The 24,313-nt window shown below is 61.6% G+C and carries 21 protein-coding genes; 18 read left to right on the forward strand and 3 right to left on the reverse strand.

Annotation, left to right across the window (positions count from 1 at the left end; all coding sequences use genetic code 11):
- Positions 1-30 precede the first annotated feature (30 nt).
- The 14 genes from QKE52_RS05885 (at position 31) to QKE52_RS05950 (ending at position 13,016) form a co-directional block, all read left to right on the forward strand.
- The gene (locus tag QKE52_RS05885; RefSeq protein ID WP_143335836.1) at positions 31-1,020 is read left to right on the forward strand and encodes an ATP-binding cassette domain-containing protein; all 990 of its coding nucleotides are present in this window, start codon (positions 31-33) and stop codon (positions 1,018-1,020) included.
- Between the two features lie 125 nt (positions 1,021-1,145).
- On the forward strand, positions 1,146-2,435 hold the full coding sequence (locus tag QKE52_RS05890) for an ABC transporter substrate-binding protein (RefSeq protein WP_269948369.1): 1,290 nt from the start codon (positions 1,146-1,148) through the stop codon (positions 2,433-2,435).
- Between the two features lie 162 nt (positions 2,436-2,597).
- Positions 2,598-3,575 carry a sugar ABC transporter permease gene (locus tag QKE52_RS05895; protein WP_070531051.1) on the forward strand — a complete coding sequence of 326 codons (978 nt, stop codon included), beginning with the start codon at positions 2,598-2,600 and terminating at the stop codon, positions 3,573-3,575.
- On the forward strand, positions 3,572-4,393 hold the full coding sequence (locus QKE52_RS05900; protein WP_070531054.1) for a carbohydrate ABC transporter permease: 822 nt from the start codon (positions 3,572-3,574) through the stop codon (positions 4,391-4,393). The genes QKE52_RS05895 and QKE52_RS05900 overlap by 4 nt, the downstream gene beginning before the upstream one ends.
- Positions 4,393-4,578: a hypothetical protein gene (locus QKE52_RS05905; RefSeq protein WP_070531056.1), complete on the forward strand. Its 186-nt coding sequence runs from the start codon at positions 4,393-4,395 to the stop codon at positions 4,576-4,578. Before QKE52_RS05900 ends, QKE52_RS05905 begins: the two co-directional genes overlap by 1 nt.
- Positions 4,575-6,077, forward strand: coding sequence for a maltose alpha-D-glucosyltransferase (gene treS / locus QKE52_RS05910; protein WP_347948378.1), 1,503 nt, complete (start codon positions 4,575-4,577; stop codon positions 6,075-6,077). The genes QKE52_RS05905 and treS overlap by 4 nt, the downstream gene beginning before the upstream one ends.
- Positions 6,078-6,345: 268 nt before the next feature.
- Positions 6,346-7,635, forward strand: coding sequence for an inorganic phosphate transporter (locus tag QKE52_RS05915; protein ID WP_070684030.1), 1,290 nt, complete (start codon positions 6,346-6,348; stop codon positions 7,633-7,635).
- 11 nt (positions 7,636-7,646) lie between these two features.
- On the forward strand, positions 7,647-7,949 hold the full coding sequence (locus QKE52_RS05920) for a hypothetical protein (protein WP_070564892.1): 303 nt from the start codon (positions 7,647-7,649) through the stop codon (positions 7,947-7,949).
- Between the two features lie 261 nt (positions 7,950-8,210).
- Positions 8,211-8,462 (forward strand): hypothetical protein, encoded by a 252-nt coding sequence (locus QKE52_RS05925; RefSeq protein WP_070564895.1) that lies wholly within the window; start codon positions 8,211-8,213, stop codon positions 8,460-8,462.
- A 226-nt stretch (positions 8,463-8,688) separates the two neighbouring features.
- A complete protein-coding gene (locus tag QKE52_RS05930) occupies positions 8,689-10,302 on the forward strand; it encodes an acyl-CoA carboxylase subunit beta (protein ID WP_070531065.1) in 1,614 nt (537 codons plus the stop codon).
- Positions 10,303-10,362: 60 nt separating this feature from the next.
- Entirely contained in the window at positions 10,363-11,694 is a 1,332-nt protein-coding gene (locus QKE52_RS05935; protein WP_347948379.1) for a carboxyl transferase domain-containing protein, read from the forward strand.
- A 10-nt stretch (positions 11,695-11,704) separates the two neighbouring features.
- Complete coding sequence (locus tag QKE52_RS05940; RefSeq protein ID WP_070528100.1) at positions 11,705-11,899, forward strand: acyl-CoA carboxylase subunit epsilon; 195 nt, start codon at positions 11,705-11,707, stop codon at positions 11,897-11,899.
- A 4-nt stretch (positions 11,900-11,903) separates the two neighbouring features.
- Positions 11,904-12,500, forward strand: a complete 597-nt coding sequence (locus QKE52_RS05945; RefSeq protein WP_101735889.1) for a nucleoside triphosphate pyrophosphatase — start codon at positions 11,904-11,906, stop codon at positions 12,498-12,500.
- Between the two features lie 99 nt (positions 12,501-12,599).
- Entirely contained in the window at positions 12,600-13,016 is a 417-nt protein-coding gene (locus QKE52_RS05950; RefSeq protein ID WP_347948380.1) for a DUF3151 domain-containing protein, read from the forward strand.
- Positions 13,017-13,317: 301 nt separating this feature from the next.
- Here the strand turns inward: QKE52_RS05950 and QKE52_RS05955 are convergent, their stop codons facing one another.
- Positions 13,318-14,460 (reverse strand): DUF4282 domain-containing protein, encoded by a 1,143-nt coding sequence (locus tag QKE52_RS05955; protein WP_347948381.1) that lies wholly within the window; start codon positions 14,458-14,460, stop codon positions 13,318-13,320.
- A gap of 197 nt (positions 14,461-14,657) precedes the next feature.
- On the reverse strand, positions 14,658-15,716 hold the full coding sequence (locus QKE52_RS05960) for a Cj0069 family protein (protein ID WP_347948382.1): 1,059 nt from the start codon (positions 15,714-15,716) through the stop codon (positions 14,658-14,660).
- A gap of 289 nt (positions 15,717-16,005) precedes the next feature.
- Between QKE52_RS05960 and QKE52_RS05965 the strand changes: the two genes are divergently transcribed.
- The 4 genes from QKE52_RS05965 (at position 16,006) to QKE52_RS05980 (ending at position 20,254) form a co-directional block, all read left to right on the forward strand.
- Entirely contained in the window at positions 16,006-16,866 is an 861-nt protein-coding gene (locus tag QKE52_RS05965; RefSeq protein ID WP_070680428.1) for a sulfurtransferase, read from the forward strand.
- Positions 16,867-17,007: 141 nt separating this feature from the next.
- A complete protein-coding gene (locus QKE52_RS05970; protein ID WP_102234260.1) occupies positions 17,008-18,780 on the forward strand; it encodes a biotin carboxylase N-terminal domain-containing protein in 1,773 nt (590 codons plus the stop codon).
- A 176-nt stretch (positions 18,781-18,956) separates the two neighbouring features.
- Positions 18,957-19,664, forward strand: coding sequence for an Abi family protein (locus QKE52_RS05975; RefSeq protein ID WP_158381210.1), 708 nt, complete (start codon positions 18,957-18,959; stop codon positions 19,662-19,664).
- Positions 19,665-19,696: 32 nt separating this feature from the next.
- Entirely contained in the window at positions 19,697-20,254 is a 558-nt protein-coding gene (locus QKE52_RS05980; protein ID WP_347948383.1) for a GNAT family N-acetyltransferase, read from the forward strand.
- A gap of 516 nt (positions 20,255-20,770) precedes the next feature.
- Here the strand turns inward: QKE52_RS05980 and QKE52_RS05985 are convergent.
- Positions 20,771-24,202: a pyruvate carboxylase gene (locus QKE52_RS05985; RefSeq protein WP_347948384.1), complete on the reverse strand. Its 3,432-nt coding sequence runs from the start codon at positions 24,200-24,202 to the stop codon at positions 20,771-20,773.
- Positions 24,203-24,313 lie beyond the last annotated feature (111 nt).

Below are 24,313 nucleotides of genomic sequence, written 5' to 3' on the forward strand. Positions count from 1 at the left end.
CCACGTGCCGCTGGGTGCTAGTGTGTGTCCATGGCAAAGGTCACTTTTGAGAACGTCGGCATCACCTATCCCCGCGCCGAGAACCCCACGGTCAAAGACCTCAATCTCGAGATTGCGGATGGCGAGTTTCTAGTCCTCGTTGGACCGTCCGGCTGCGGTAAGTCCACCACCCTGCGCGCCCTCGCGGGACTCGAGCCGGTCTCCAGCGGCCGCATCCTCATCGACGGCAAAGACGTCACGGGGCTGGAGCCCGGCGAGCGCGATATCGCCATGGTCTTCCAGAATTATGCGCTTTACCCGCACCTCACCGTGGCCCAGAACATGGGTTTTTCCCTCAAGCTGGCCAAGATGCCCAAGGCAGACATCAAAGCCAAGGTCGAGGAAGCCGCCAAGACCCTCGGGCTCACGGAGTACCTGCAGCGCAAGCCCAAGGACCTGTCCGGTGGTCAGCGCCAGCGCGTGGCCATGGGCCGCGCCATCGTGCGCGAGCCGAAGGCCTTCCTCATGGATGAGCCCCTGTCCAACCTCGATGCCAAGCTGCGCGTACAAACCCGCGCGGAGCTGGCCAGCCTCCAGCAGCGCCTCGGCACCACCACCGTCTACGTCACCCACGACCAGGTCGAGGCCATGACCATGGGAGACCGCGTCGCCGTGCTCAAAGACGGCGAACTGCAGCAGGTCGCCCCACCGCGCGAGCTTTACGACGCCCCCGCTAACGAGTTCGTCGCCGGCTTCATCGGCTCCCCCTCGATGAATATCTTTGACTACAACGGCGGACGCGTCGGCGTTCGCCCCGAGAAGCTATTCATTAATAAGGGGCCGGTGGGCTTCCAAGGAACAGTGGAGTTCGTGGAGGAGCTGGGCTCGGAATCCTTCGTCTACGTCATGGTGGGTGAGCAGCGCTTCGTTGCCCGCGCCAGCGATAACGTTCCGCAGCGCGGCGACACCGTCGTCCTCACCTTCAACCCCCGCGAGGCCCACCACTTCGATCCGGAAACCGGCCAGCGCATCGAGGCTTAGGCAGTAGCGTTAACAGGGGTAGCTTCACCCCCGTTTGAAGTGAATTAAAAGCCAAAACCACGTGCCTTGTGGGGATGATCCCCTATTTTGAAGTCATCAGAAGTTTTCCGAAAGGTGAATACTCCATGAAGAAGCCGTTTCTCCCTAGCTCGCTGCGTTCTGTCCGCCGCGGCGTAGTCGTCACCACCGCTGCCCTCGCGTTAACCTTGGCAGGTTGCTCGTCGGGCGACGAGGGGTCGTCGTCAAGCGCTGGCTCCGATGCCTCCTCAACCGATGGTGGCGGCCGCGGGCCCATCACCTTTGCCATGGGCAAGAACGACACCGACAAGATCACCCCCATCATCGAGGCATGGAACGCCGAGCACCCGGACGAGAAGGTCGAGCTCAAGGAGCTCGCCGGCGAGGCCGACGCTCAGCGCGAAACCCTCGTGCAGTCCCTGCAGGCGGGCAACTCCGACTACGATGTCATGGCGCTCGACGTGGTCTGGACCGCGGACTTTGCTGCAAACCAGTGGCTGGCACCGCTGACCGGTGACCTGGAGGTTGATACCTCTGGCCTGCTGGAGCCCACCGTGGAGTCCGCGACCTACAACGACACCCTCTACGCCCTGCCGCAGAACACCAACGGCCAGCTGCTCTTCCGCAACACCGAGTTGGCGGATAAGGCTCCGGAGAAGTTCGAGGACATCGCGTCTGCCTGCGAGGCCATCAAGGACGATAGCTCCTGCCTGACCACCCAGCTCAAGCAGTACGAGGGCCTCACCGTCAACACCGCCGGCTTCATCGAGGGCTGGGGCGGCTCCATCTTGGATGACGAGGGCAACGTGACCGTTGACGCGGACAAGTCCAAGGAAGGCCTGCAGGCGCTTGTCGACGCCTACGAAGACGGCACCATCTCCAAGGACTCCACCGCCACGACGGAGGAGGAGACCAACTTGGCCTTCACCGAGGGCAAGACCGCATTCGCCATCAACTGGCCGTACATGTACACCAATGCCGAAGAGGCTGGCGTCAAGTTCGAGGTCCAGCCGCTGGTGGGCAAGGACGGCGTCGGTGTCTCCACGCTCGGCGGCTACAACAACGGCATCAACATCAATTCCGAGCACAAGGCTACGGCCCTGGACTTCATGAAGTTCATCATCAACGAGGAGAACCAGAAGTCCTTCGCTGAGGCTTCCTTCCCGCCGGTGCTGGCTTCCATCTACGACGATGAGTCCCTGGTGGAGGAGTTCCCCTACCTCCCGGCCCTGAAGGAATCTCTGGAGAACGCCGCACCGCGTCCGGTTTCCCCGTTCTACACCGCCATCTCCAAGGCCGTGCAGGATAACGCTTACGCGGCATTGACCGCGGGCAAGTCCGTCGACGACGCAACGAAGGACATGAAGGCAGCCATCGAGGCAGCCGCGCAGGGTTAATGCTCCCAGCGTGAATGGGGCGCGAGTAAGTCCACGAGACTTGCCCGCGCCTCTTTCTTTGATCTGGGTCTCGTGCACAGAGGATGTCTCAGCCACCCGCTATGATTTTCCCCAACCCCCGATAAACCCCTCTCCCCTATTAATCAGAAAGGCAGGCACCGCATGGCTGGAGCACCGGCTACCGCGCAGCCCCGCAGACAGTATCTGCGCGTCGCTGCGCTCATCGCACCGGCGCTGATAGCGCTGGCCGTGGTCATCGGCTATCCCATCGTGCGCGCTGTGATGTTGTCCTTCCAGGGCAACAAGCGGCTTAACCCGACCACGGGTGTATTCGAGGAAGGCTCATTCGCAGGCCTCGAGAACTACCTGTACTGGCTCACCAATAAATGCATGTCTGCCACCGGCCAGGCCACCACATGCCCGGACGGCGTCATCGCCACTGATTTCTGGCCGGCGCTCAAGATCACGCTCTTCTTCACCGTGGTCACGGTGGCACTGGAGACGATCTTGGGCATGTTCATGGCGCTGGTGATGAACGGCGAGTACCGCGGGCGCGGCCTCGTGCGCGCGGCCGTGCTGGTGCCTTGGGCCATTCCCACCGCGGTGACGGCGAAGCTGTGGCAGTTCATGTTCGCGCCGGACGGCATCATCAACGCGCTCATCGGCTCGAACATCGCGTGGACCACGGACCCGTTTTATGCCCGCCTCGCGGTCATCATCGCCGATGTGTGGAAGACCGCCCCGTTCATGGCGCTGCTCATCCTGGCCGGTCTGCAGATGATTCCGCGCGATGTCTATGACGCCGCCCGCGTCGACGGCGCCTCGCGCATCCAAACCTTCTTCACCATTACCCTGCCGCTGGTACGCCCAGCGCTCATGGTGGCCATCCTCTTCCGCACGCTGGACGCGCTGCGCATGTACGACCTGCCGGTCATCATGATCTCCGCCTCCTCCAACTCCCCGACGGCCACCATTTCCCAGTTGGTGGTGGAGGACATGCGCCAGGGCCACTTCAACTCTGCCTCCGCGCTATCCACCCTCATCTTCCTGCTCATCTTCACCGTCGCGTTCATCCTCGTTCGCTTCCTCGGCGCTGATGTGTCCGGTACTGCTCGCCAGAAGAAGGAGAAGAAGTCATGAAAAAGATCGGACACTACCTTGGCATCCTCTTCATCATGTTCTGGGGGCTCGCGCCCTTCTACTGGATGGTCGTCACCGCCCTGCGGCACAAGTCCCATACTTTCGACACCACCCCGTGGCCCACGCACGTAACCCTGGATAACTTCCGGGACGCCCTAGCCACGGACAAGGGCAATGACTTCCTCAATGCGCTGGGGAACTCTTTGATCATTTCCTTGGTCACGACCGCGGTGGCGGTCCTTATCGGTGTGTTTACCGCCTACGCCTTGGCACGCTACGACTTCCCCGGCAAAGGTATTGTCACCGGCATCATTCTGGCTGCCTCGATGTTCCCGGCCATCGCGTTGGTGACCCCGCTGTTCCAGCTCTTTGGAAACCTCGAATGGATCGGCACCTACCGCGCGATGATCATCCCGAACATCTCCTTCGCGCTACCGCTGACGGTCTATACGCTGCTGAGCTTCTTCCGCCAGCTTCCCTGGGAGTTGGAGGAGGCCGCCCGCGTGGACGGTGCTTCCCGCGGCCAGGCCTTCCGCCTCGTGCTCCTGCCCTTGGCCGCGCCGGCGCTGTTTACCACCGCCATCATCGCCTTCATCACGACGTGGAACGAATTCATGTTGGCCAAGCAGCTATCCACCACCGCTACTGAGCCGGTGACCGTGGCCATCGCGCGCTTCTCGGGCCCCTCGGCCTTCGAGTACCCCTACGCCGCCACCATGGCCGCGGGCGCGCTGGTGACGATTCCGCTGATCATCATGGTGCTCATCTTCCAGCACCGCATCGTTGCCGGCCTCACCGCCGGCGGTGTTAAGGCCTAATGCGCCGCGCTCTGCTGTGGGACACCGCGCTGGGATTCGTTGGTTTCTTTGCGTTCCTGGCGCTGGTGCAGGCAGTCCTCAACCTTTTTCACCCCTCCCCCGCAATCTGGCCGGGGCTCCTCGCAGGCACGCTGTGCCTGGCCGAGTTTCTGCTGTGGCGGGCTAAACGGAAGGATCTCCGATGACCTGGCACGATAACGCCATTTTCTACCAGGCCCTCGTGGGCTCGTACAAGGACACCCGCGGCGAAGGCGTCGGCACGCTGCGCGGCGTTATTGAGAAGTTGGATTACCTCAAGTGGCTCGGCGTGGACTGCCTGTGGCTTTCCCCGTTTTATGCCTCCCCGCTGCGCGATGATGGCTATGACATTGCCGATTACTACTCCATCCACCCGGATTACGGCACGATGGAGGACTTCGAGGAGCTCGTCGCCGAGCTCCACGCGCGCGGCATGAGGCTGATGACGGACTTGGCGTTCAACCACACTTCCACCGATCACCCGTGGTTCCAGGCCTCGCGCACCGATCCGGAAGGGCCGTACGGTGATTACTACGTGTGGGGCGATGATCCCCTGCGCTACCCAGAGATCCGCATCATTTTCACCGATACGGAAACCTCGAATTGGGCGTGGGATCCGGAGCGCAAGCAGTACTACTTCCACCGCTTTTACTCGCACCAGCCGGACCTGAACTATGACAACCCGAAGGTCCACGAGGAAGTGTTCAAGATCCTCTCCTTCTGGCTGGACAAGGGCGTGGACGGCTTCCGCCTCGATGCCATTGCATACCTCTACGAGCGCGATGGGCTGGGCGGCGAGTCCCTGCCGGAAACAGTCGAGTTTGTGGAAAGAATCCGCGCTTTCATTGACGAGAACTATCCCGAGGCCATCATGATCGCGGAGGCCAACCAGCCGCCGCAAGACACCATGGAGTTCTACGGCACGGGCAATCGCTTCCACATGGTGTTCAACTTCCCCGTCATGCCGCGGCTCTACCAGGCCCTTGCACTGGGTGACGCCACACCGGTCTACGAGATCATGGCGGAGCTTCCGGAGCTGCCCCAGGGATGCCAGTGGGGCACCTTCCTGCGCAATCACGACGAGCTAACGCTGGAGATGGTCAACGAGGACCAGCGCGCCATCATGTACGAGCACTTTCTGCCGGATGATCAGATGCGCGCTCACGTGGGTATCGCGCGGCGGCTCGCCCCGCTGTTGGGCAACGACTACCGCAAGATTGAGCTCTTCTATTCCCTCCTCATGACGCTACCGGGCGCGCCTTTCTTGTATTACGGCGATGAGATTGGCATGAACGACGCCCCCGAGCTGCCCGACCGCGATGCTGTCCGCACCCCTATGCAGTGGGAGCCGGGCGAGGGCGCAGGTTTCAGTACATCCGCTCAGACGCGCCGCCCCATCGTTGGCGGGATTGGTATTTCGGTGGAGGAGCAGCTTGCCGACGACTCCTCGATCCTCCACCGCATTCGCAGCCTCATCCAGCAACGCAAGGCGCATCCGGAACTCGGCACCGCGCCTTTCGAGGCGGTGGAGACCGGCCACGCGGGCGTGCTGGGATTCCAGCGCGGTGAATTATTGTGCTTGCACAACTTCACCGAAGAAGCCGTAGACTTAGGACCAGTCGAACTGGGACCCTTCGGTTATGCCTGGCTTCCGGTGGAGGCTTAACGGTCTTTTAACGAAAACGGTAAACAGAACATGAACAGTCGATGTATTGTGCTGTAACTTTTGAGGTTTTTTAGCGTTTTATGACCAATTAAAGATACATAATGCCTGTTTGCCGAGGTCACCGGCCTTTAGCGCACAATTGGCACCATTACCTTTCGGGACTATCGTCAACCGCGGTTAGCTCGCAGTCGTCGCGCCACCCCTTTGGCCCCGACACGCTGACCCCTCTTTGCAGATTATTGCCCTAGTCCTGAAAGGGATCACGCTCGTGTCAGCGACTCTTATCATCTTGGCCATCGTGGTCATCACGGCACTGGCCTTCGACTTCACCAACGGTTTCCACGACACAGCCAACGCTATGGCGACGTCGATTGCCACCGGCGCACTGAAGCCGTTCACCGCCGTTGCCATTTCCGCCCTCCTCAACCTCATCGGCGCATTCCTCTCCGTCAATGTGGCCGCCACCGTGGCCAAGGGAATCGTCAACCTTGACCAGTACGATGTCTCCGTCCCCGCCGACGGCGACGCCCTGCTCATGGTCGTCTTCACCGGCCTCATCGGCGGCATCACCTGGAACCTATTTACCTGGCTCCTTGGTATGCCGTCTTCATCCTCCCACGCCCTCTTTGGTGGCCTCATCGGCGCTGCCTTCGCAGCCCTGGGCACCGGCGGCGTGGCGTGGTCCTCCATTGCCGGCAAGATCATCATCCCGGCTATTGCCTCCCCACTCATCGCCGCTCTGGTTTCCGCCTGCGGTACCGCCCTGGTGTACTGGGTGACCAACACCATCCCGAGCAAGGTCAAAAACGAGCACTTCCGCCACGGCCAGATCGTGACCGCCTGCCTCGTATCCCTGGCCCACGGCACCGGTGACGCACAGAAGACGATGGGCGTTATCTTCCTTGCCCTCGTTGCCGCTGGCGAGGCCAACTCCGATTCCCGCATCCCGACCTGGGTCATCGTGGCCTGTGCCGTCGCGATTGCCGCCGGCACCATGTCGGGCGGCTGGCGCGTCATCCGCACCCTGGGCAAGGGGCTGGTTGAGATTGAGTCCCCGCAGGGCATGGCCGCTGAGGCCACCTCCGCCGCCATCATCCTAACCTCCGCCACCGGCGGTATGGCGCTGTCCACCACCCACGTGTCCACCGGTTCCATCCTGGGTACCGGCCTGGGCCGCAAGGGGGCGAAGGTTCGCTGGGGCGTCGCCATGCGCATGGTGGCCGCGTGGCTCATCACCCTTCCGTGCGCCGCCTTCGTCGGCTTCGTTACATGGTGGATTGCCAACGGCGTTGGCGCAGCCACCAACACCATGGTGGGTGCCATCGTTGACCTGATCATCCTGCTGGGAATGGTCGCCCTCATCCTCCTGCGCGCTCGCCGCAACCCGGTTGACGCTAATAACGTCAACGACGACTGGGACGAGGACTCCGAGTCCGTCGACTCCTCGATGTCTCACCGCGAAAAGGTCGCCGCAGGCGTTTCGACCGGCAACGCCCCCGGCGCCGCAGACGCCGTCAATGATGTGGTCAAGTCCCACACCGCCAACAAGGACAACTAAGGATTCCAATCATGACCGCAATGGAAATCGTCACCGCCCTCATCCGTGTGGCTGCACTAGCTCTCGCCTTCGGCGCGGGCATCCCGCTCCTCTTCGCTTTGGGCATGCGCTGTATGACCGGCGACCCCATCCGCAACGCCGAAGGCGTCGTCGTTGATGACACCGCAGCCTCACCCCAAATGAAGATGCTTGGCTGGACGGTATACGCCGTTCTTGGCTTCGTCATCCTTATCGCTATCACATGGATTGCAAAGGACTCCATCGCCCACTACTTCGGCTGGGAGCCTTTTGCCGGAATCGCTGGCGGACACTAAGCCCCTAACACCCCTCCCACCGACAGCACCGACAGCCCCGTCGCCCTACACGGCGGGGCTGTCTTTTTGTCTTTATTAATTCTCCCCCGCGGTGGGAAGCTCATGAGTGTCCCTGGTCACACATCAGCCAAGGTAAACAAAAAGTTAACTTAACTTGAAATCTATGTAGCGTTTTGGGCGTTTACGCGATATAGTTGGTGAATCCCAACGGTACGGTACCCCGTACCTTTACTACGAGAGGCAAAAAAGGGGCGAGCAAGAATGAATACTATTTCCGGCTTTATTTCCACCATTGCTAACACATTCAAGACCGCCACCGGCACCGGTCTTGACACCATTACCGCTGCACCCATTGCAGCACAGGTGGCAGAAGATCTACTCAAGCACGATCTCATTCCGGCAACCCATACCGACATCGAGGAAAGCTTCGCCGCCCTCACGGGCGACTTCCCCCGGGAAGGCGACCTTGCCGAGGTAGAACTTTTCCTCGACAGCTTCGGATGGCTTGCATAAAATCCTTCACCAAACCCCGTCCCCATGGGCGGGGTTTTCTCATGCGACCACCCTTCAAACGGCGCATTTCGCGCCCACTACACTGTCAGCCATGCACCCAACACGCCGTTTGCGAGGATTCCCTCATCTTTTCCACCGCCCCTCACCTGCCCGAACGTAAAATGTGAGCGAAATCACCCGTGCGCCGCTATACATTCCTATACAAAACTTCTCTACACTGCCAAACATGACTATTTCCTCACATTTGTCGGAGCTTGACTCCCTGAGCGCCGACACCACCGCAGGCAAGATCGCTGAACTGAAGAGGCGTCGCGAAGCAGCGGCGCAGCCCATGGGCGAGAAAGCCCACGAAAAGGTCCACGCCCAAGGCCGCCTCACCGCACGTGAGCGCTTGGACTATCTCCTCGACGAGGGCTCCTTCGTCGAGACCGATATGCTCGCCGTGCACCGCACCACGGACTTCGGCATGGGCAAGAAGCGCCCACTGACCGATGGCATCGTCACCGGCTGGGGCACCATCGACGGCCGCGAGGTCTGCATTTTCTCCCAGGACGGAACCGTCTTTGGTGGCGCACTCGGTGAGGTCTACGGCGAGAAGATGATCAAGATCATGGAGCTGTCCATCACCACCGGCCGCCCGCTAATCGGCCTATACGAGGGTGCCGGCGCCCGCATCCAGGACGGCGCCGTGTCCCTGGACTGGATTGCCAAGACCTTCTACCAGAACGTCAAGGCTTCCGGCATCGTCCCGCAGATCTCCGTCATCATGGGCGCGTGCGCCGGCGGCAACGCCTACTCCCCTGCCCTGACTGATTTCGTGGTGATGGTGGACAAGAAGTCCAAGATGTTCGTCACCGGACCAGACGTCATCAAGACCGTCACCGGCGAAGAAGTCAGTCAAGAAGAACTCGGCGGCGCGGGCGTCCACATGCACAAAGCAGGAACCTCGCACTACACCGCCGCCAGCGACGAGGAAGCCCTGGATTGGGTCCACGACTTGCTGACCTACCTTCCCTCCAATAACCGCCAGCTGACCCCGGTTGAGCCCTACGAAGACCTGGGCGAAGAAACCGCCGACGACCTCATGCTGGATGAGATCATCCCGGATTCCCCAAACCAGCCCTATGACGTCAAGGAGGTCATCGAGGCCCTCACCGATGACGGTGACTTCCTGGAGATCCAGGCCGACCGCGCCGATAACGTGGTCACCGCCTTCGGACGCATCGAGGGCCGCACTGTTGGTTTCGTTGCCAACCAGCCCCAGGTCTTCGCCGGCTGCCTCGACATCGATTCTTCCGAGAAGGCCGCCCGCTTCGTGCGCACCTGCGATGCCTTCAACATCCCCATCATCATGCTTGTCGACGTCCCCGGCTTCCTCCCCGGCGCAGACCAAGAACACGACGGCATCCTGCGCCGCGGCGCCAAGCTGCTCTACGCCTACGCCGAAGCCACCGTTCCCAAGATCACCGTCACCCTGCGCAAGGCATACGGCGGCGCCTACTGCGTGATGGGCTCCAAGGGGCTGGGCGCGGACATCAACCTGGCATGGCCCACCGCCCAGATCGCGGTCATGGGTGCAGCAGGTGCCGTCGGTTTTATCTATCGCAAAGAGATCAAGGCAGCCCATGAGAAAGGCCTCGACGTGACGGAACTGACCAAATCCTTCGAGCGCGAATACGAAGATCACATGCTCAACCCGTATAAGGCAGCAGAGCGCGGGCTTATCGACGCCGTCATTCTCCCCTCCGAAACCCGTAGTGCAATCGCTAAAAACCTGCGCTTCTTCACGGACAAGAATGTCGCGCGCCCATCGCGCAAGCACGGAAACATCCCGCTCTAGGCCGTGCTCGGATCGAGCACAGATTAGTGCAGCAGAAGCACTGTATTACACTAGTGTTCCATGACTGACTTGAAGACGACCGCTGGCAAGATCGAGGACCTGAGCGCCAAGCTCACCGAGTCCCGGGCGCCGCAGGGAGAAGTCCCGGCAGCCCGCAGCGCCATCGAGGCGCTCTTTGACGCCGGCTCCTTCGTGGAGACCGACGCCCTTGCTCGCCACCGCTCCACCGAGTTCGGCCGCGAGCACATCCGCCCCTACACCGATGGTGTCGTCACCGGCTTCGGCACCGTGGATGGCCGCAAGGTCTGCGCCTATGCGCAGGACGCCTCATTGTTCGACGGCACCATGGGCGAGGTCTATGGCGAAAAGGTCACCAAGCTCTACGACCTGGCCATTAAGACCGGCGTGCCCATCGTCGCGCTCGTTGCCAGCGATAAGCCCCGCGCCCAGGAGGGCATCGTCTCCTCCGCCATGCAGGCCCGCATCCTCGCCCGCGCCACCACCGCCTCCGGCCTCATCCCGCAGATCACGGCGGTTTACGCGGAGTCCAAGGAGGCCTCGCTCGTGGCCGCGTTGTCCGATGTGGTCATCGCTCCCGACGGCGACGTGCAGGCGGACGGGGAGCACGAGGTGAGCGTCGCCAAGCGCGTGCTCTCCTATCTGCCCTCCAATAACCGTGCCGCGGCGCCCCGCACCGAGGCCACCATCGTTGCGGGGTCGGTGGAAGAGAACATCAGCGAGGCCGACCACGCGCTCGATACCCTCGTGGGCGATGACGGCACCGTGGATCTCGCCGACGTGGTCACCGCTACCTGTGAGGATGTTTTCGAGCTCGGCGCCCGGGTGCGCGGGGTCTTCACCGGCTTCGGCCGCGTGGAGGGACGCACGGTGGGCATCATCGCCAACCGCGACTCTCTCGATGCCGCAGCCGCCGCCAAGGCCGCGCGTTTCATTCGCCTGTGCGATGCCTTCAACACCCCCATCGTCGAGTTCGTCGACTCCCCGGCTCTGGATGTGGAGAAGGCAGCGTTGGCCAAGCTCGTGCATGCTTATGCTGCGGCGAGCGTGGGCAAGATCAGCGTGATCGTGCGCCGCGCGCACGGCACCGGCTACATCGCTTTCGGTTCCAAGGAGCTCGGTGCGGACCTGTCCTATGCGTGGCCGACGGCCGAGATCGCCGTGGCCGATGCCCCTGAACTGGCCGCTGAGCTGGAGCTGAGTGAGGACGAGGCCGCAGCCTACCTCACCCCGTACCAAGCCGCTGAGCGCGGTCTCGTCGATTCCGTTATTACCCCGGCAGCCACGCGCGGTTCCCTCATTGAGGGACTGCGCCTGCTGGATCGCAAGATTATTCCGACCCTGCCGAAGAAACACGGCAATATCGTTTTGTAGAGGTTTCCCCATGACCGCTTCCCTGTTTACCGTTCTCAACGGCAACCCCACCGACGCTGAGGTGGCGGCCCTGACCACGGTGCTCAGCCAGCTCGACTCCGAGGCGCGTGCCAAGGCCGCCGATACCCGCTCCGAGCGCGACCTGTGGGGCCAGCCGGGCGACGTGTTTAACCCGTCCGCCTTCCGCAACGTCCGCTACTACTAAGCACATGCGCCTGGTTCTGGCTTCTCAGTCCCCGTCCCGCCTGTCCATCCTGCGGGGTGCGGGCGTGGAACCCGTCATTGCCCCGGCCCACGTGGATGAGCGGGCCATCGAGGAGCGCCTGGCGGGTGCTGAGCCCGCCGAGATCGTCTGCGCACTCGCCACGGCCAAGGCAGAGGCCATTGCCCCGGACTATCCCGAGGACGTCGTGGTGGGCGGGGATTCCATGCTGCTTCTCGACGGCTCCCTCCAAGGCAAACCCCACACCCCCGAGGCCACCGTAGAGCGCTGGCACGCGCAGGCAGGACGCGCCGCGGAGCTCATCACCGGCCACTGCGTGCTGCGCGGCGAGGAGCGCTTCGTGGAGGCCTCGCGCACGACGGTGCACTTTGCGGAAGCTACTGCCGCCGATATCGAGGCCTATGCCCGCACCGGCGAGCCGCTGGAATGCGCCGGCGCCTTTACCTTGGAGGCCCTTGGCGGCTGGTTCATCGACCGCATTGAGGGCGATCCTTCCTCCGTCATCGGGCTTTCGCTGCCGGTGCTGCGCCGCGCGCTGTATTCCTTTGGGCTCAACGTTTCTGACTTCTGGGCCCAGTCCTAATTCGGGGCGAGCCCTTCTAGTTGCGGGTGAATCCATCCAGCTGCGGGCGAACCTTTCTAGGTTCGCCCCCTCGCTGCCACATGGCTAGAGTGGGACGGCATGGAAATGAAAGATATGCTCGCTCCCCCGCCCATCAAGCTGCCGGCCGATCCGGGTGCTGACAGCACCTCCGATCTCACCGCGGGAATCGTGGCCCATCCGGATTCCGCGCTGCTGTGGGCGCTGCTGGCGGAGCAAGAACTAGACAAGCACAAGGGCGCTGAGCCCACCGCTTTCATCACCGCCTACGCCTATGCGCGCACCGGCTACCACCGCAGCCTCGACCGCCTGCGCGGCAATGGTTGGAAGGGCTGGGGCCCTGTCCCCTTCTCCCACGAACCCAACCAAGGCGTGCTGCGCGCGATTGCCGCACTGGGCCATGCTGCGAAGGCCATCGGTGAGGACGCGGAGTATGACCGCATCCGCCAGATGCTTTCCGACGCCGACCCCGAGTCCGTCGCCACGCTGCTGGACTAAGCAGCCAGTAGCGCCGTTGCGCGCTGGCCCGCCTCCCCCCGGTCCGCCACGTGGTTCTAGTCAACTGGTTCTACTCAAAAGGTTTAGCTGGGGGCAGGTGAACCATCCAGGTGCCCAAAGAAGGTTTGTTTGGGGCACATGAACCTTCTGAGCCGAACCATATGACTGGAACCATCCGTGGCAGCTAGCGGACCTCTCAGACGGGCACGGCGCATTACGTACAAAAATCCCGCGGACCTCGAATACTGAGGCCGCGGGATTAATCTGTCTGCTCTAAAGCAGCGCAGGGATTGGTATGCGATTAAGCCTTGTCGCCGTCTGCCTTAGCAACAAGATCACCGGTGTTCTGCGCGGTGCGGATGTTCGCCACGAAGAACTCCAGGATCAAACGGAATTGGATGACATAGAGAAGGAACGCGATTCCACCGCCGATCACGGCACCGAGGAACGCGACGATTCCGATGCCAAAGCCCTCAGCGAAAAACGCGAAGGAGAAGAGGATCGCTCCTACCCAGCAGACTGCTGACAAAATGACGAGCAGCATGTAGATGAAGGAGGAGAACTTCAGGGTGACAAAACTGCTGAAGGAGAAATCAAACAGCGCCTTGAAGAAGCCCGTGCTCTTAGAAGAACCACCGTTCTGTGCGGCCTGCTGCGGGTACTGATTGTTCTGCGGAGAGGCAGCAAAGGGCGAGTTCTGCTGGCCGAATCCCTGCTGCTCCTGTGCCCCGAAGCCCTGCTGGCCCTGGGAGCCGAAGCCCTGGTTCTGCTGCTGGTAGCTACCAAAACCGGACGTGGAGTTGGAGTGAGAAGCCTGGGCGCCGAAGCCATCACCAGACTGCTGCCCAAAACCCTGGCTCTGGTTGGGTTCTGCCTGCGCAGTGCCGCCAAAGCCGTCGTTGCCAAAGCCGCTGTTGCCGTAACCGTGGTTGCCGTAGCCCTGATTCGAGTTCGTCGACTCAGCGGAGTGCTCGGCACCAGCACTGCTATCGGAGTTGTAGGAAGCGTAGGAGGCACCAAAAGAGTCGTGGTTAGCGCGGGTGTCATGGCTTTCAGACTTGTTGTCAGATGACTCCGTGTTGGCAGAACCAGAGGCGGACTCAGACGCAGCAAAGCTGGAGCCAAAAGTGCTGTCCTTGGCCTCACCTTCAGACTCCGGCTGCGAATTCTGGGAAGACGCGCTTCCGAACGAGGAGGTCTCAGCGGAGCTCTCGGAGTAATCGCCGTAGCCAGCCTGGCCGCCCCAGCCGAAGTTGGAGTTCTGTCCCTGGCTGTTCCACCCAGAAGCAGAATTATCGCTGCCGGACTGGGAGCTACCGTAGCCGCCAAAGCTACCGAAGCTGTTGTTCCCAGCGTTGTCGCTGTGGGAACCGTGAGCGTTGTAGTCGCCAGCGTTGTTATCGCTCTTGTCGCCGTTCTCACCAAACTGGTTGGGGTTCGTCATAGCTTTTAGACCTTTCGGAGAATCATTGATTTTCGCAGTGCGCTACAGCACGATACTGTCATAAATTTTTTACCCCACCGAACGTACCTGAGATCTTGCTCACCGGCAGCGCGAGTTAGGCAAATGCACCCCAGAAAACGACAGTTTCCCCCGCCACGGCAGGGGAAACTCAACAGGATTAGTGCGAAATAAATCGCTTAAGCGTGCTTGGCCTCCACGCGCTTGATGGCCTCAGCAGCCACCTTCTCCTGGATGCCCATGTCCAGCTCAGAGGTGAAGCCCACGCAGGAGCAGTTGATCTCACCAAGGACGTAGGTGTCTTCGCCGTTTTCGCCGTCAGCCAGCATGAAGTCCGCGGTCCAGATCAGCGGGATGTTGTCACCGCCGAGCTTCTCTGCGATGACCGGGCGAACGTCAGCGAACATATCGACGAGCTCCTGCCACTCCTCCGGCTTTTGGTAGGTGTACTTGGCGCCGGAGAACAGGGTGGCGGAGAAGGCGTCGCCGCCCTCGGCCGGCTTCTTGTGCACCACGAAGACCGGGTCCGGGCCCACGAGAAGAATACGAATCTCACCCTCGACGATGCGCGGCATGAAGCGCATGTCCACGAGCATGCCGTTGTCACCCACGATGTACTGATCACAGAAGTCCATGAACTCGCCAAGCTCGCGCTCCTCGGTGTGGTTGTCCACAGCCTCGGTGCACTTGATCTTGGTGTCGAGTGACAGAGCCGTGCCCGGCTCGACGGACTCGGCCAGCTTCTCGTCGGCAAGGCGCACGCGCCAGATGCCGGAGCCGGTGGAGCCGCGGTTCTGCTTAAGCACGCGCTCGCCGTAGGACAGGGAGGTCGGGAAGGTGTTGTGGAAGGACTCAACGTCGTAGTAGGCGGCGGTATCGGACGGGACCAGGTCGGTGTCGTTGAGCTTGACCAGGGCATCCTTGGCGCCGTAGGCCATCATCTCGTACGGGGTGGACATGCCGACCAGGCCAGCGTCGGACAGCTTGGAGAGCAGGTCAAAGTAGCCCTTTTCACCGCCCGGGATGTTGCCCGGGTTCACGCGGGAGATGTAGGCATCAAAATTCTCGGATACATACTCGAAGAGCTTCTCGGACCACTCAGGGCGGTAGAACACGACCTCTGCATGCCAGCCTGCATCCTTGATGCAGTCGACGATTGGCATGGTGTCCTTACGGTGTCCGTTGATCTGCTTATCGGATCCGCCCTCAACCTCGAAGACGACGATTGCTTTGTGCACAGTGATTCCCTTCCACTAGGGGGTTAGTGAGTGTCACTTCTTAAAATAACCCAGGTTGGACCCTCGCGCTCACCTAGAAAAGCACCCCCGAAAAGGCATAAAAAGCAAGCGTACCGCACTTTTTGGCCGCTGACCTGCACGCTTGTTATAACCAGTGAACGTGCAGCAGCGCTAACTGCAGAAGAAATGTATCCAACACCACAAATACGCCTCCCTCGTGACCACATGTCCGCCCAGCACGCTAGAGTTGAACCGAACGTTCCCCCTCAACGAGAAAGGCAGGTGGACCGTGGCCGAATTCGACCCGAATCCCCCTTTCCAGGAATACGCGCACCCTGAGCGCCTCGTGTCCGCACCGTGGCTGTCCGCGCGACTGGGCATCAACGGCCTCCACGTCATCGAGGTTGATGAGGACTCACTCCTCTACGACATCGGCCACATCCCCACCGCGATCCGCATCAACGTCCAAACTGAGCTGCTCGACAGCACAGCGAGGGACATTATCAGCGCAGAGGATTTCACCGCACTCCTCCGCTCCAAGGGTATTGAGCGCGACGACACCGTCGTCCTCTACGGCGACAAGTCCAACTGGTGGGCTGCTTTCGCGCTGTGGGTCTTCGAGCTCTACGGCCACGAGGACGTGCGGCTTCTCGACGGTGGACGGGACGCCTGGATGTCCGAAGAACGCGACACCTCCTTCATGGTCCCCGAGCCTTCTGCTTCCTCCTACCCGGAGGTTTCCCGCGAGGAATCCTCGCGCATTTTCGTCGACGAGCTGCGTGACTCCTCCGCCACGGTGGTTGACACCCGCAGCCCAGAGGAGTTCTGTGGCGAGGCCGCCCACAAGACCGGGGCCGGTGAGTCCGCCTACGGCACCACAATGACCCACGGCCACATTCCCGGCGCCATCAACCTCGAGTGGGACCGCGCGATTTACCCGAACGGCTGCTTCCGCGCGCTGAGCGAGTTGAAGGTCAACTACGGCGAGCTCGAGCCAGCAACGGAGACCGTCCTTTACTCCCACGTCGGAGCCCAGGCTGCGCACACCTGGTTCGTCCTCAAGTACCTGCTCGGATTCGAGGCACCCCGTGTCTACGACGGCTCGTGGGCAGAATGGGGCAACATGGTTCGCATGCCCGTTGAGCGCTAGCAACACGCCGATATAAGCCCGCATCCGCGCTGGTGCGGGTTTATTTTTTGACACGAAACCAAGATGTGAAGGTATCCTCATGTTTTGGTGTGCAAGAATAGTACGCAGTCCTATCACAAATCATGGAGGAGGGTTCCTGCCGTGGCAGTTGAAACCAAGAACATCACCAAGGTCCTCGTGGCCAACCGCGGTGAGATTGCGGTCCGTGTTATCCGCGCGGCTCGCGACGCCAACATTGCATCCGTAGCGGTCTACGCCGAGCCCGATGCCGATGCCCCATTCGTCACGCTTGCCGACGAAGCCTTTGCACTCGGCGGCCAGACTTCCGCGGAGTCATACCTCGACTTCGGCAAGATTCTCGACGCCGCCTCCAAATCCGGCGCCGACGCTATCCACCCCGGCTACGGCTTCCTCTCCGAGAACGCCGAGTTTGCTCAGGCCGTCATCGACGCCGGCCTGATCTGGATCGGCCCATCCCCGGAATCCATCGCGGAACTGGGTGACAAGGTCACCGCCCGCCACATCGCAGAGCGCGCTGATGCTCCTATGGCACCGGGCACCAAGGATCCCGTCGCCAGTGCAGAAGAAGTCGAAGCCTTCGCCGATGAGCACGGCCTCCCCGTTGCCATCAAGGCCGCCTTCGGCGGCGGTGGCCGCGGCATGAAGGTCGCGCACACCCGCGAGGAGATCAAGGACCTCTTCGAATCCGCCACCCGCGAGGCCGTTACCGCTTTCGGCCGCGGAGAGTGCTTCGTCGAGCGCTACCTGGATAAGGCCCGCCACGTCGAGGCCCAGGTCCTCGCCGACCAGCACGGCAACGTCGTCGTCATGGGCACCCGTGACTGCTCCCTGCAGCGCCGCTTCCAGAAGCTCGTCGAGGAGGCTCCTGCCCCCTTCCTTACCGATGAGCAGCGTGCTTCCATCCATGAATCCGCCAAGCGCATCTGCCGCGAGGCCGGCTACTACGGCGCCGGTACCGTGGAGTACCTCGTAGGTGCGGACGGACTCATCTCCTTCCTCGAGGTCAACACCCGCCTCCAGGTGGAGCACCCCGTTACTGAGGAGACCACCGGCTTCGACCTGGTGCGCGAGCAGTTCCGCATTGCTGAGGGGCGTGAGCTCTCCATCTCCGAGGATCCCGCCCCGCGCGGCCACGCGATCGAGTTCCGCATCAACGGCGAGGACGCCGCCGCGGGCTTCATGCCGGCTCCTGGAACCGTCGTCACCTACTCCGAGCCTTCCGGTCCGGGTGTGCGCATGGATTCCGGCGTGCGCGAAGGTTCCGTTATTGGCGGCCAGTTCGACTCCATGCTGGCCAAGCTCATCGTCTGGGGACCGGATCGTGCCACCGCCATCGCGCGCGCACGCCGCGCCCTGGCTGAGTACCGCATCGAGGGCCTGCCCACCGTTATCCCCTTCCACCAGGCCATCCTCACCGATCCCGCCTTCACCGCCGAGGACGGCAACTTCACGGTCTACACCAAGTGGATCGAGGAAGAGTGGGTCAACGAGCTTCCCGCATACACCGACCCCGCCGAAGCACCCGAGGACGAGGAACAGGAAGCTTCCCAGAAGTTCGTCGTCGAGGTGGGCGGCCGCCGCATCGAGGTGGCTTTGCCGGGCAACCTGCTCTTGGGCGGTGGTAGCAAGCGCAAGAAGTCGAAGAAGCGTCGTGGCAAGGGAGCGTCGGCAAGCGTGTCCGGTGACACCGTGACCGCACCGATGCAGGGCAGCGTCATCAAGGTCGCCGTCGAGGAAGGCCAGGAAGTGGAAGAGGGCGAGGTCGTCGTCGTCCTCGAGGCCATGAAGATGGAAAACCCCGTCAAGGCCCACAAGTCCGGCACCGTGGCCGACCTCAAGGTATCCACCGGCACGCAGATCAACAAGGGCGAGCCGATTCTGGAGATCAAGTAGTTCGCTAACGCTTCCCTGCCGACAGAGAGCAGTACAAAACTGCTAGAAACCTTGCCTCGATTAGCACAGTTAATTACTCTATGAGGTGATACCCCGGTGGAGCTCTGCTCTGGGTCACTGACCTGCTGAGTACTACTTACCGGGGTGCTGACTTGTCGCTCCGGGGGGATGCAGCAGTGGCGCATCAGGATAGCCAGTGGATTACGCAATGGCTCTCAACACCGCGCTGGGAGCCATTTCTTCATGCTGCTCATCAAGACGGCGAAGCCGCATTAGCACTATATGAATGGAACATCAGCGTCGCGATGGCATTTCTCCACGACGCCTCACACGCCGAAGTTCTGCTCAGAAACTCTTATAACACTGTTTTGGAACGGTGGTGGCTGGGGGACCAGCATTGGCTTATAGATCCCAAGTCACCAGTGAATGCACCTCTCCACCGAATGCGCGACGGAGTACAAATAGATTCGAACGATAAGAACCGGCAATCAATAGCGGAAGCTCTGCGACGCAATCATACGAAGCATGTCAGTCCAGGAGCTTTAGTCGCCGAGCTCCCCTTTGGATTCTGGCGCCACTTAACAGACGCAGCTCATGAGCAATTGTTGTGGATTCCTGCGCTGCACAAGGCATTTGAGCCGCACACACGCCGCAAGGAAGTCGAACAACATCTAGCGCGAATCAATCGCGTCAGAAACCGCGCGGCCCACAATGAGCCATTCATAAGCTCACGACGTCGCAGGGAGGCTATTCACGCCTTCCGCTCGATCTTGAAAGTCGAGGAGTTACTGAACCCGCGAGTTACACGCCACACCACCGCCACGAGTACTCTTCTCTGGACCATAGAGAATCCACCAACGCCCCTCGAGCCACTCTGTGAGTAGCTAAATTCAGAGATCAAGTAGCCTCGAAAGGCATGAGCGTTAACGATTCCGAGTTCGGCGTACGGTTGGCCAAGGAGCACGACCGTACCTACCTCTCCCGTCTCCTTTTCCTCGCCGATGTCCTCGGTGACGAGGACGCCCATATCGGGGATTTCCACACACCTGACGTGGGAATGTACGTCGATGAATGGTCCCCGCACGTCGACGGCGGCGTCATCGCAGTCTCCAGCCACCGCGTTCCCGTCGGTGGTGCGTGGCTGCGCTATTACACCACTGAAGCGAAGGGCGCTGCCTACACCGGCAACCCCGAGGCAGATCCTTTTGATGAGTCCCAGTGGGCCACCGACCTAGATCCGGAGGAAATCCCCGAGCTCTTCATTGCTGTGGAGTCCCGCTACAGGGGCCTCGGCGCTGGACGACGCCTCCTGCGCAACACCTGCGACCTGGCCGAAGCCCAAGAGGCTCCTGCGGTATCGCTGTGGATTGAGCCGGAGAACAGCGGTGCCCGCAAGCTATATGAATCCGAGGGCTTCGTCGACATCGACATCCCGGGCCGCCCGGATGCCCACGTAATGCTCAAGCGCTTCTAGTACGCAAAGCGACAAAAAGTATCGACTATACTCGACAGTTCCTCGGTTTCTTCGAAAGGTGTCGACTATACTCGACACCTTCGTCGGCGCGCCGACGGCAGCGCCAAGAGCGACATTGCTCACCCGCCTATAACCTAGGTCGGGTCACAACGACCGTTTCCGTAGAACGCTGCACGTATCTTCGCGAAACGCGACTAGCTTCTTCGCTCCCCTAACACATCGCTCCCCTAACAACGCGCAACGTCTGCATGCCTCCATCGAGATGCTGGAGGCATCTGACAAAAGGCGCCTGGCAAAAGGCATCAGTCAAAAGGCGTTTTCACGGCTAAAAACGCCTTTTACTCAGGGCAGATGGCGTTTTTAGACCCAAAGATGCCTTCTACCAGATGCCTTTTGCGAGACACCCTCCTGACTTAGGCCAATGCAGTGCGGAAAAATCCTACCCCACCGCCGAAAACCACCGGTGAGCAGCGCCAAGAATGACGCTGCTCACCCATCCACGACCTAAGTCGACTTTTAGTTGATAACGGCGATGAGATCGCCGCCCTCAACCTTGGTGGCGACGCCAATGGCGACGCGCTCGATGGTGCCATCCTTGGTGGCGGAGATGGAGGCTTCCATCTTCATGGCCTCGATGACGGCGATCTGGTCGCCGGCCTTGACCTCGTCGCCAGGCTTGGCGGTCGGGTTCACCACGCCGGCAAACGGTGCGGCCACGTGGCCTTCGTTGGACGGGTCAGCCTTTTCCACGGTGGCGACGGTGGACTCGACGTTGTTGTCGCGCACCTTGAGCGGGCGGATCTGGCCGTTGACGTTGAGCACAACGTTGCGGATGCCCTTCTCGTCCGGCTCACCCATCGCGTCAAGACGCAAGGTAATGGGCTTGAGATCTGCACGGTCGTTGGAGCCCTCCGGGAAGTGGTGAACAATGTAGTCCTTACCTTCTTCCAGACCGTAGAAGAAGACGGTGTCCGTCAGCGCCTCGGTGTTGCCGTAGGTGCGGCGGAACTCGTTGAACTCTTCGAACTGCTTCGGGAAGAGCAGGCGGTTGAGGGAAGCACGGCGCTCGGTGGAATCATCCGAAGTCAGGTGTGCCTTCTCCTCTTCAGGGACGGGCTTGACGGTGACGTCGCCAGGCGCGCGGCCCTCCAGGACCTTGTCGCGCAGCGGCGGCCAGCCACCCGGAGGCGTACCGAGCTCACCGCGCAGGAAGGCGATGACGGAATCCGGGATGTCGTACTTGGTGGGGTTGGCCTCGAAGTCAGCTGGGTCCACGCCAGCACCCACGAGGTGCAGGGCGAGGTCACCAACCACCTTGGAGGACGGGGTCACCTTGGTCGGGCGGCCGAGCATCTCATTCACCGCAGCGTAGGTGTCCTCGATGATTTCGAAGCGGTCCTCCAAGCCCAGCGCGGTAGCCTGTGCGCGCAGGTTGGACAGCTGTCCACCCGGAATCTCGTGGCGGTACACGCGGCCGGTCGGGCCAGGAATTCCCTTCTCGAACGGATGGTAGAGCTGACGCACTGCCTCCCAGTAGGGCTCCAAGTCGGAGACTGCCTTGAGGGAGATACCGGTGTCACGCGAAGAGTTCGAGAACGCCGCGATGATGGCGGACAGCGAAGGCTGAGAGGTGGTTCCCGCCAGCGGTGCGGAGGCGCCGTCGACGATGTCGGCACCAGAAAGCGCTGCCGCGTAGTAGGTAGCCAACTGGCCACCGGCGGTGTCGTGCGTGTGCACGTGAACCGGCAGGTCGAATTCCTTGCGCAGAGCCATAACCAGCTTGGATGCGGACTCCGGACGCAGCAGGCCCGCCATGTCCTTGATAGCCAGGACGTGGGCACCGGTGTTGACGATCTCTTCGGCCAGCTTGAGGTAGTAATCCAGCGTGTAGAGCTTCTCATCCGGGGAGCACATGTCACCGGAGTAGGCCATGGCAACCTCGGCCACGGTGGTGTTGGTCTCCAGGACGGCGTCGATAGCCGGGCGCATCTGGGTGACGTCGTTCAGCGCATCAAAGATGCGGAAGACATCCACGCCGGACTTGGCAGCCTCCTGCACGAAGCCGGTGCACACATCGTTGGAGTACGGCGAATAACCCACGGTATTGCGGCCGCGCAGCAGCATCTGGATGTTCTGGTTTGGCATAGCCTCGCGCAGCAGGTCCAGGCGGACCCACGGGTCCTCCTTGAGGAAGCGCATGGCCACGTCGTAGGTGGCGCCACCCCATGCCTCCACGGAGTAGAGTTCCGGGGTCATGCGGGCCACGGCTTCCGCCGCGGTGACCAGAGCAGTGCCGCGTACGCGGGTGGCCAGCAGGGACTGGTGAGCATCGCGGAAGGTGGTATCGGTGACGGCCAAGGCGTCCTGCTTGCGGATCTTCTCCGCCCACTTCTTCGGGCCCAGCTCCAGCAAGTCGTCACGGGAACCGCGCGGCAGCTCGGAGTTAAAGTCCAGATCCGGCAGCTTATCGAAGGGACGCAGGGTGGTCGGGCGCTCGCCATTCGGCTTGTTGACAGTCACGTCCGCGATGTAGTCGATGATGCGGCCAGATTCGTCCACGGCCGGCGGGGCCTTCAGCAGGTCCGGGTGCTCCGGAATGAAGCTGGTGTCCACGCGGGTGTTGACGAAGTCCGGCTCACGCAGCAGGGCGCGCAGGAAGCCAATGTTGGTGGCCACGCCGGCCACGGTGAACTCGTTAAGCGCACGCTGGGCGCGGGATACCGCCTGCTCGAAGGTGGCACCACGGCAGGTCATCTTCACCAGCAGGGAGTCGAAGTTCGGGGAAATCTCCGCACCGACGGCCGTTGCACCGTCGAGACGCACGCCCGCGCCGCCCGGCGAGCGGTACTGGGTCAGCGTGCCGGTATCCGGGCGGAAGCCGTTGGAGGGGTCCTCAGTGGTGATACGGCACTGCAGCGCCGCACCGGTGATGTGGATATCCTCCTGCTTGAGGCCCAGCTCCTCTAGGGAGAGGCCCGCGGCAATCTGCATCTGGGACTTCACGATGTCAACGCCCGTGACCTCCTCGGTCACGGTGTGCTCGACCTGCACGCGCGGGTTCATCTCGATGAAGACGTGGTTGCCCTTTTCATCGACGAGGAACTCGACGGTACCGGCGCCTTCGTAGTTAATGTGCTCGCAGAACTTCACGGCGTCGGCGCAGATGCGGTCACGCAGCTCCGGGTCCAGCGTCGGCGCCGGAGCGATCTCCACGACCTTCTGGTGGCGGCGCTGCACGGAGCAGTCGCGCTCATACAGGTGCATGACGTTGCCCTGGGAGTCAGCCAGAATCTGCACCTCGATGTGCTGCGGGCGAATGACCGCGGTCTCAAGGTAGACGTGGCCGTCACCGAAGGCGGCCTCTGCCTCGCGCGACGCCTCAGCGCACTTGGTCTTCAGCTCGGCCTCGTTCTCGATGAAGCGCATGCCGCGGCCACCGCCGCCGGCCACTGCCTTCACGAAGACGGGGAACTCAAAGTCCTTGGCGTATTCCGCCAGTTCGTCGACGTCCGTCGAGGGCTTCGAGTCCTTCAGAGTCGGCAAACCCGCCTCCTCGGCTGCGGCCACTGCGGCGGCCTTGTCACCGGTCAGGTCCAAGGTCTCCGCGGTGGGGCCGATGAACTTAATGCCGTTGTCACGGCACGCGCGGGCCAAATCAGCACGCTCCGAAAGGAAGCCATAACCCGGGTAAATGGCGTCCGCACCGGACTTCTTGGCGGCGCGAATAACCTCATCGATATCGAGATAAGCCTTAACCGGCTGACCCTCAGTACCAATGCGCACGGCCTCGTCCGCGAAGGCGCGGTGGAAGGAGTTGCGGTCTTCCTTGGGGTAAATTGCAACGGTCTTGGAACCGACCTCAAAGGCGGCGCGGAAGGCACGCACGGCAATCTCACCGCGGTTGGCCACCAAGATCTTAGAGAAGGACTTGTGGGCGGTATCAGACACTAGGAGTGATCCTTTCAGATAGGAACAATACGAAGACAAGGATAGTGTCCGAGGCGACAACGCGGGCGAGAATCGACATATAGGTCAACAGATTTCAATTAGGTTCTCGCC

This window comes from Corynebacterium sp. c25Ua_47 (assembly GCF_039907205.1).
Classification (GTDB): Bacteria; Actinomycetota; Actinomycetes; order Mycobacteriales; family Mycobacteriaceae; genus Corynebacterium; species Corynebacterium hiratae.